The organism is Fischerella muscicola PCC 7414 (genome assembly GCF_000317205.1).
Lineage (GTDB): Bacteria > Cyanobacteriota > Cyanobacteriia > Cyanobacteriales > Nostocaceae > Fischerella > Fischerella muscicola.
This window is the reverse complement of the sequence record NZ_AJLK01000088.1, coordinates 1-7,040: the sequence shown is the minus strand read 5'-3', so window position 1 is coordinate 7,040 and position 7,040 is coordinate 1. Positions and strand designations below refer to the sequence as shown.

At 38.5% G+C, this 7,040-nt stretch carries 6 protein-coding genes and 1 pseudogene; 3 read left to right on the top strand and 4 right to left on the bottom strand.

The window, feature by feature from the left end; all coding sequences use genetic code 11:
• Window positions 1–399: 399 nt before the first annotated feature.
• Window positions 400–477, bottom strand: coding sequence for a hypothetical protein (locus UYI_RS40190; RefSeq protein WP_371915101.1), 78 nt, complete (start codon window positions 475–477; stop codon window positions 400–402).
• Window positions 478–1,013: 536 nt separating this feature from the next.
• Here UYI_RS40190 and UYI_RS0113820 point away from each other — a divergent pair.
• Both UYI_RS0113820 and UYI_RS0113815 read left to right on the top strand, forming a co-directional pair.
• On the top strand, window positions 1,014–1,430 hold the full coding sequence (locus UYI_RS0113820) for a KGK domain-containing protein (protein ID WP_016867248.1): 417 nt from the start codon (window positions 1,014–1,016) through the stop codon (window positions 1,428–1,430).
• A gap of 295 nt (window positions 1,431–1,725) precedes the next feature.
• Window positions 1,726–2,568 carry a carbohydrate ABC transporter permease gene (locus tag UYI_RS0113815; protein WP_373278994.1) on the top strand — a complete coding sequence of 281 codons (843 nt, stop codon included), beginning with the start codon at window positions 1,726–1,728 and terminating at the stop codon, window positions 2,566–2,568.
• Window positions 2,569–2,753: 185 nt separating this feature from the next.
• Here UYI_RS0113815 and UYI_RS0113810 read toward each other — a convergent pair whose 3' ends face one another.
• Entirely contained in the window at window positions 2,754–4,628 is a 1,875-nt protein-coding gene (locus UYI_RS0113810; RefSeq protein WP_016867246.1) for an autotransporter domain-containing protein, read from the bottom strand.
• Between the two features lie 151 nt (window positions 4,629–4,779).
• A complete protein-coding gene (locus tag UYI_RS0113805) occupies window positions 4,780–5,607 on the bottom strand; it encodes an ABC transporter permease (RefSeq protein ID WP_016867245.1) in 828 nt (275 codons plus the stop codon).
• A 401-nt stretch (window positions 5,608–6,008) separates the two neighbouring features.
• On the opposite strand from UYI_RS0113805, the gene UYI_RS0113800 reads away from it, so the two are divergent.
• Entirely contained in the window at window positions 6,009–6,545 is a 537-nt protein-coding gene (locus tag UYI_RS0113800; RefSeq protein ID WP_016867244.1) for a DUF3172 domain-containing protein, read from the top strand.
• 90 nt (window positions 6,546–6,635) lie between these two features.
• Here UYI_RS0113800 and UYI_RS38955 read toward each other — a convergent pair.
• A pseudogene (locus UYI_RS38955) lies at window positions 6,636–7,040 on the bottom strand (AMIN domain-containing protein); the annotation flags it as partial.

Here is a 7,040-nt window from a genome sequence, read left to right as displayed (position 1 = left end):
TTGAAGTCCGGCTAATTACTTACGATATGGTTGGTCTTGTTGGTAATTGGTAGTTGGTAATTGGTTTTTCCCATTACCTATTACCCATTACCAATTACCGGCCTTCACAGATATGATAAGTCTTCAAACGGACATGATATAAGTGAAAAACCAGCCTAAGTAAGTTTCTTGTCTCAATACCTTGTCGTCTCGACCTCCAGTAAAAAATAATGACTAGGCTTGGTTGGTATTGATTTTTGCAAAGTTGTTGATTTGGCGCTTATCGGTGCAAAAAAAGAATCCATTTTTCGTCTACTCTATGGATTCTTGTCAACTGTTCACCAAATTAATTGGCAGACTTGAAATAGTAGTTGCACCTTCTCTCATTAAACTTTTTTGCCCTCTCAGCTTGGATTAACTTTAGAATGTCTTGCTTAGAACTGAGTCGCTCAAGTTTAATTTACTCAAATTTGCCCTAATAAAATGTATTTCGTTCAAATTGCTTTAGTTAAGCTTATTCCTCTCAAATTACCAGCCTAAAATTTATTTCCCCGGCTGTATATTGCTTAAAAACCTTGTTGGCATCCATATTGTCTGCCTTGCAACGATTAGTGTTGCCGCTTGTTACATCTTCTTAAGTATAGTTCACAATTTTCAGATTTTACGAAATTGCAAATAAGAAATCTCAAATAATTCTTTACAACTATACTACTTTTGGTCTATCGAGGTGTTACTTTGTTGACAGGGAGACAAAAATAGATAAAAGCTGATAACCAATGGGATTTTTTAAATCTGTTAGCGTACAGTTTTCCCAATTTGGGTGCGACACGATGATCTCTAGTTCAATTAATTTTATTTCTAATGATAACAACAACTCACTGATTGTTCACAATTCAAAGAGAATTGCTGTAAAAGACTAATTTGTAGATATTTTAACCAAATTGATGTCAAATAATTAGCAGAATATCCTGTGGATTTAATTTAAAGTATGGTGGTTATTGCCCACTATACCTTGAATTTATCTAATTATTGATATGAACGATAAAATTATACCTCTAGATTGTGATGACGTTGTACTTTTAGGAAAAGATACATTTAAAGTAAGTAGACTAAAAGAATTAGTAGAGAAACTAATTAGACACAGATTACAGCGACGTGTATATGAGTCTAATAGTCTGGAACCTGGTGTTTCCATGCTGGAGTTATTTAACTTAATATCTTTAGGTGAACATCATATCAAGCTGAGTGAGATTCAATTTAATTATGCTATTAATTGCCAGATATTAAGAATTGGTAGTGAAGGATGGCAGAAAGGAAAACTTAATATTGAGGTATGTATATTATCTCTTAACCCAAATCTCAATCAAATTTACTTGGAATTTTATCCAGAAGAGTTTATTGAGTATGACTCACTTTTAGATGATATTTGTAAAATAATCGCTGAAAATTAATTACATCAATCTGTAATTTTTTTAAGATTCGCTTTTTATTTACCTTCGTATCTTCGCGTCTTTGTGGTTTAATAATTATTTTGAACCACGAAGACGCAAAGAACGTGAAGAAGGAAATATTAATTTAGTTGTACCCTGCCCTACACTGAAAGTAGTAGTATAGATAATCATGCACCAGCGATCGCTACATTTAACTAGGTGCGAGATTGGTGGAGGTTTTCTCGTGTTGCAAGCCAGAAAGCGGCGGCGTAAAACCAGAGGGAATATTGCAGAAGACTTGGCTGGGTATCTATTTATGATGCCTGCTATTTTAGTTTTACTAACTTTTGTAATCTTGCCAATTGTTTGGGCAGTTTTTCTATCACTGCATAAAGTCCAACTTCTTGGTGGTATTAAGTACGAGTTCATCGGTTTTCGGAACTTTACGCGCCTGGTAGAAGATGAACGAGTTTGGATTGCCCTCAAGAATACAGTGGAATACGTTGCCATTGTCGTGCCAATACAAACTATTTTGGCATTAGTCTTGGCTGTGACTCTCAATTCTGGCATTCATGGGAAAAACGGGTGGCGTATCCTTTACTTTTTACCCACAGTTACTTCTTCTGCTGTGTTGACATTAATCTTCATGTGGATTTACAACACTGATGGGTTACTCAATGATTTCCTTGCTTTTGTGGGACTACCCACCTATAACTGGTTAGGTGATCCGGCAGTAGCACTCAAAGGCATTATGATCATGAATATCTGGTCAACAGCACCATTTTACATGGTTATCTATTTGGCAGCGTTGCAGGATATCCCCCAATCACTCTACGAAGCGGCGGAGTTGGATGGTGCTAATGACTGGCAAAAGTTTATCCACGTAACAATTCCAATGCTCAAACCTGTTACCTTCTTTGTGGTGGCGATGGGGATAATTGGGACATTCCAGCTTTTTGATCAATCTTATATATTCTCAAACGGCAATGGCGGCCCTAACAACGCTACTTTAACCGTAGTTTTACTGATATATCAGGCTGTATTTCGTAACCTACAAATGGGGTATGGAGCTGCGATCGCTTTTTTACTAGCAACGGTCATCATTATAATTACGTTGGTGCAAAGGCGGATTTTTGGCGGTAGCGAGATCGGAAGATAGGATGATGATAGAGAGACAAGGGAGACAAGGGGGAATAAATCGTATTTGAATAATTTATTTTCTAGAATTCCCTAAGTTTAAATTGTGGAATAGTGAATAACTCATCTGTGTTCATCAGTGTGCATCGGTGTTCGTTTATTCTAAATAACTTTTTGCCACCGCTTTAACTCATATCAAACCTTAATCTAAAATTGATAGCGAATTTCTCCCTTAATTGTATTGTTACTAACATCTTCTCTGCCAATCATTATTTCATAGTTGATCGTACCTGCAAAATTTTGAGAAAACAGTATCTGTGTTCCCGCACTCAATTTAAAATAATCACGATCAGGTTCGCTTGTTTGTGTACGCATGGGTATACCTGGTTGAGTCACAAGTTCTGTGGTAATGGTGCGGTGTGTGGGTGCAAATTGATATTCGTAACTTGCGTGGATATTTGGTATGACTGAACCAAAACTGGTTTTCAATTCCACAGCAGCTTGCGTACCTACACTTACAATAAATGATTCTGCTTGTTGATCATCTACTTTTATATTTAGACTACCTGCACCTGTTTCGGTGTAGCCATTGATGTTGATGCGATCATATTTCAAACCCAAGGTGGGGCCATAGGAAATGTTACCTGATCTGGCAATATAACCACTGTTTAGGTTCACGGAAAACTGTGTTCCATCAGTTTTAGCTGTAGCTGTGCGGTGATCAAAATCAATTTGACGTTGGATATCAAAGTCATTATTACCGTAGCTGATTACAGCATTGGTGTAGAAGTTGTTCTGGACATAGTTGCTATAAACTGAAACAGCATAGCCGTCAATTTCGATGTCACTTTGATTTTGATGCAACTCAGTTTCATTATTCACAACACCTAATGCTACTCCCACAGCCAGTTTATCTGTGACGCTATAATCAACGCCTACAGTAGCACTACCTGTTTTATAGTCGTAATCTGGATGATGTTCACTAGCATCTTGACTACCAAGATTTACATCGCCGTTAACAAATACACCCCAGCGATCTGTTGATTGTGTGTGTGAAGGATTTTGCAGCGCTGATAAACGATCATCGATCAGCTGCGCCTGTCTTTGGGCTACATGCAGTGCAATTTCGGCTTGTGGAACGATCGCAACTGGAGCATTCAGCACAGCTTCGGTGTATTCTGCTATAAACTTGTGTCCGCGATCTGTAGGATGAACGTTATCCCAAAATAAATACTCATCAGGATTAGAACAAATTGTACCTGCTTGTTGATCAAAGCAAGGGTCATTTATATTGGTTAAACCATATCGATCAGGCTGGTCAATAACTTCGTCAAATAAAGCATGAATATCGAGAGGAATAATGTTAACGTTACGAGTTCTGGCGATTTCTTGCAAGGCAGTATTTAAGTTAGAATTATGACTTTTAATTAAAGTGGTGGTGCTGTCAGCAGTCCCTAGCGATCGCTCTTGTGGAGTTTTGCCTAAGTCTGGTAGATTAGGCACAATAATATTACGAGCGCCTTTATTGATGAGTATTGTGATTGCGTTAGATAAATTATTGACTACTACTTGTGTATTGGTTGCTCTTTTTTCTATTGGCTGAATTAGGTAATCATTAGCACCAGCCCATAAAATAAATAGAGCATTAGAACTAGGGGTTACTGGTGCAGAAGTAAAATTGTTGATTTGAGATGACAAAGCTGGCAGGGGTATTATTAGTGATTCACTCAGAACGTTAGTATTTCCAGATGTGGAACCACCAACAGCATAGTTAGTAGTTTCATTTGCATCAATATTGAAGTAGGAACCCAGTATTTCCACCCAAACCGGCCCATTAGAAAAACGTCCTTGAAAGTAAGGTGGACTTAGAGGAATTGTACCTCCTGTTAATCGATATAAGTTGCCATTGTCAGATAAACTGTCACCGAAAATAAAAAGTTGCTCGTAATCCCCTGCTAAAGCTTTGAAAGGCAATAAGTTAGATACAACAGAAAAAGCGATCGCCACTGGAATTTCTTTGCTCACACCATTTTTGTCAAAATATTTGGCAAATTCTACTAAAATTCCACCAGTAGCGCTCAAGCAAATGCTTAAATTTTATTTGAATTAATGCAAAGATTAGGTGTTAGTTGTTAGTTGTTGGGTGTTGGGTGCTAGGTGTTAATTGTTAGTGGTTAATAGTTCCAACCAACAACCATCAACAACCAACAATCAACAATCAACCATTAGCAATTTAATCCTGTTGACGGGAAAATAAATTAGCACCCCACAGAGAAAGAGCGATCGCTATTATTAGTAAAATTGGCACACTATACCAAGGAAACTGTGACAGGGGTAAATAAGCAGCTGCACGTAGTCCGATACTGGCATAGGTAAGGGGCAAGAGGTAAACTACTACTTTGAGAATTCCTGGTAATGTACTTGGATCAAAAAATGTTGCCCCTAAGAAAGACATAGGAATGATAATAAAGTTATTGTAGAGTCCCACTGCTTCGAGCGATCGCACTGTCAACCCCACTATTACGCCCAACCCTGCAAAAACGGCACAATTAAGTACTAGCAACAACAAAAATAGGGGATGAATAAATCTCCAATTGCCGGTAAACAGCAAAGCAACCAAAATAACAGAACCAGAAGTCATCAATCCCCGCACAACTCCCGCTAGCATTTTACCTATGTGCAACGCTAAGGGATGTACGGGGACTAATAACAATTCCTCAAAGTTTTTGGTAAACAGTCTGTCTCCACAAATAGAAAACGTCGTTCCACCAAAACTAATTGTCATTGACGACAAAGCCACCATACCTGGCAAAATAAATTCTAGGTAGTTACCATAGCTACCGCTAATTCCTGATCCTGGCCGGATAGAACTTCCTAAACCCAAACCAAATGCCAAAATATATATCAGTGGAGATATTAACCCTGATGCGGCTACTTGGGTAATTCTGACACGTAACTCTAACCAATCACCCCAAAAGACAGTGAGAATATCTGCCAAAAGAGTTTGAAATTGCGAAGTTTTAAGGCCCTTGTGTGAAAATAGCGATCGCTGATAAATCACTTTCTTGCTGTCATGTATAAAGATATTCTTAATTCATTATTTAACATTTGTTGATATTCTTCCGCCAGAAGTAGCAAATGTGGCGTATGGGAGATGGGGAGATGGGGGGAGTGTGAGGGGTGTGAGGGGTGTGTAGACGCGCCTTCTTCGGCTTCGGTGCAGGGTGGGGTGTGAGGGGTGTGGGGAGTGTGAGGAGTAGTAAACCAATAACTACTAATGTACAGACACGATGTTCCTCGCGTCTCTACCTACTAACCACTAACCAAAAAACTAAAGTTACAGACAACCATAGCCAAGAATCGGCATACTGAAGCCAAGAATCGGCATACTGATATATATATATAAGGAGAGGAACTCAAACCACTCCCGACCGTCCAAAATGTAAAGAGAATGCAGCGACAATGAGACGTAAACCTGTTGGTAGAACCACTACACCACCTAAACCCTCTCTTTTCCAATCCCCACTGTTTAATTTCACCACCATAGCGATATTAGGAGGGGTGTTTGTTTTAGGTATAGGAATTGGTATTGCTTTTAGTTCTACAGCGACATTTACACCAAGTAACGTGGCTTCCCGTGAATTTATTGATATTAAAGCACCAAACCCTGATTTGTGTGTGCAGTATGGAGCCAGTGCTATGGTAATGGATACTAGGCTATTTGTGACACTCAACCCCTTTAATGTTTATGTTTCTCAACCGAGTATGCGTCCTGGATGCGTTCTACGTACTAATAACTGGGCAATTTTAGAGCAACGTAAACTAGTAACAAACGAACAGGTTCGAGATTGTAAGAACCGTCTCAATACCTTTGGCTATACAGGTGACTTGGGTGAAAAACCTGATATTAGTTGTATTTACCAAAATGAAGCAGCGAAAAACTTCTTTGTTACTGAACCAGGAGCAGTTGCACCACCTATAGAAACAGATAGATTTTAGTCATTTGTCATTCTTAATGTCTTTAGTAATTTCACATTGTTGATTAGAACTAACAACAAACAACGACCAACAAAAGACAAAGAACAAACTTTATCGAGTGTTATTAGGTAGAGGTTGACCAAACTCTATTGCTCCTGAATTGGGATTGGTGATTTGATGATTAGAGGGGTTTGGGAGCGGGTAATTTGGTAAGTTTGGTGTGGGGAAAAAAGGAATATTGTTGAGATTACCAGATTGGTTAGGAAAAATGGCCGGAGGAAGAGTAGAATTTGGCGGTTGAGAAGGGTTATCAGGAAGTAAGGGAGGTACAGTTACTAAAGGTTGTTGATTGTTGATTGTTGATTGTTGGTTGTAGTAATTTGTGGCTGGTAATTGTTGATTGTTGATTGTTGATTGTTGGTTGTAGTAATTTGTGGCTGGTAATTGTTGATTGTTGATTGTTGATTGTTGGTTGTAGTAATTTGTGGCTGGTAATTGTTGATTGTTGATTGTTGG

Bases quoted from the DNA above. Each gene is read 5' to 3' on its own strand.
- UYI_RS0113815 (WP_373278994.1), top strand. From the start codon at position 1,726: ATGATGCCTGCTATTTTAGTTTTACTAACTTTTGTAATCTTGCCAATT.
- UYI_RS0113800 (WP_016867244.1), top strand. From the start codon at position 6,009: ATGAGACGTAAACCTGTTGGTAGAACCACTACACCACCTAAACCCTCT.
- UYI_RS0113820 (WP_016867248.1), top strand. From the start codon at position 1,014: ATGAACGATAAAATTATACCTCTAGATTGTGATGACGTTGTACTTTTA.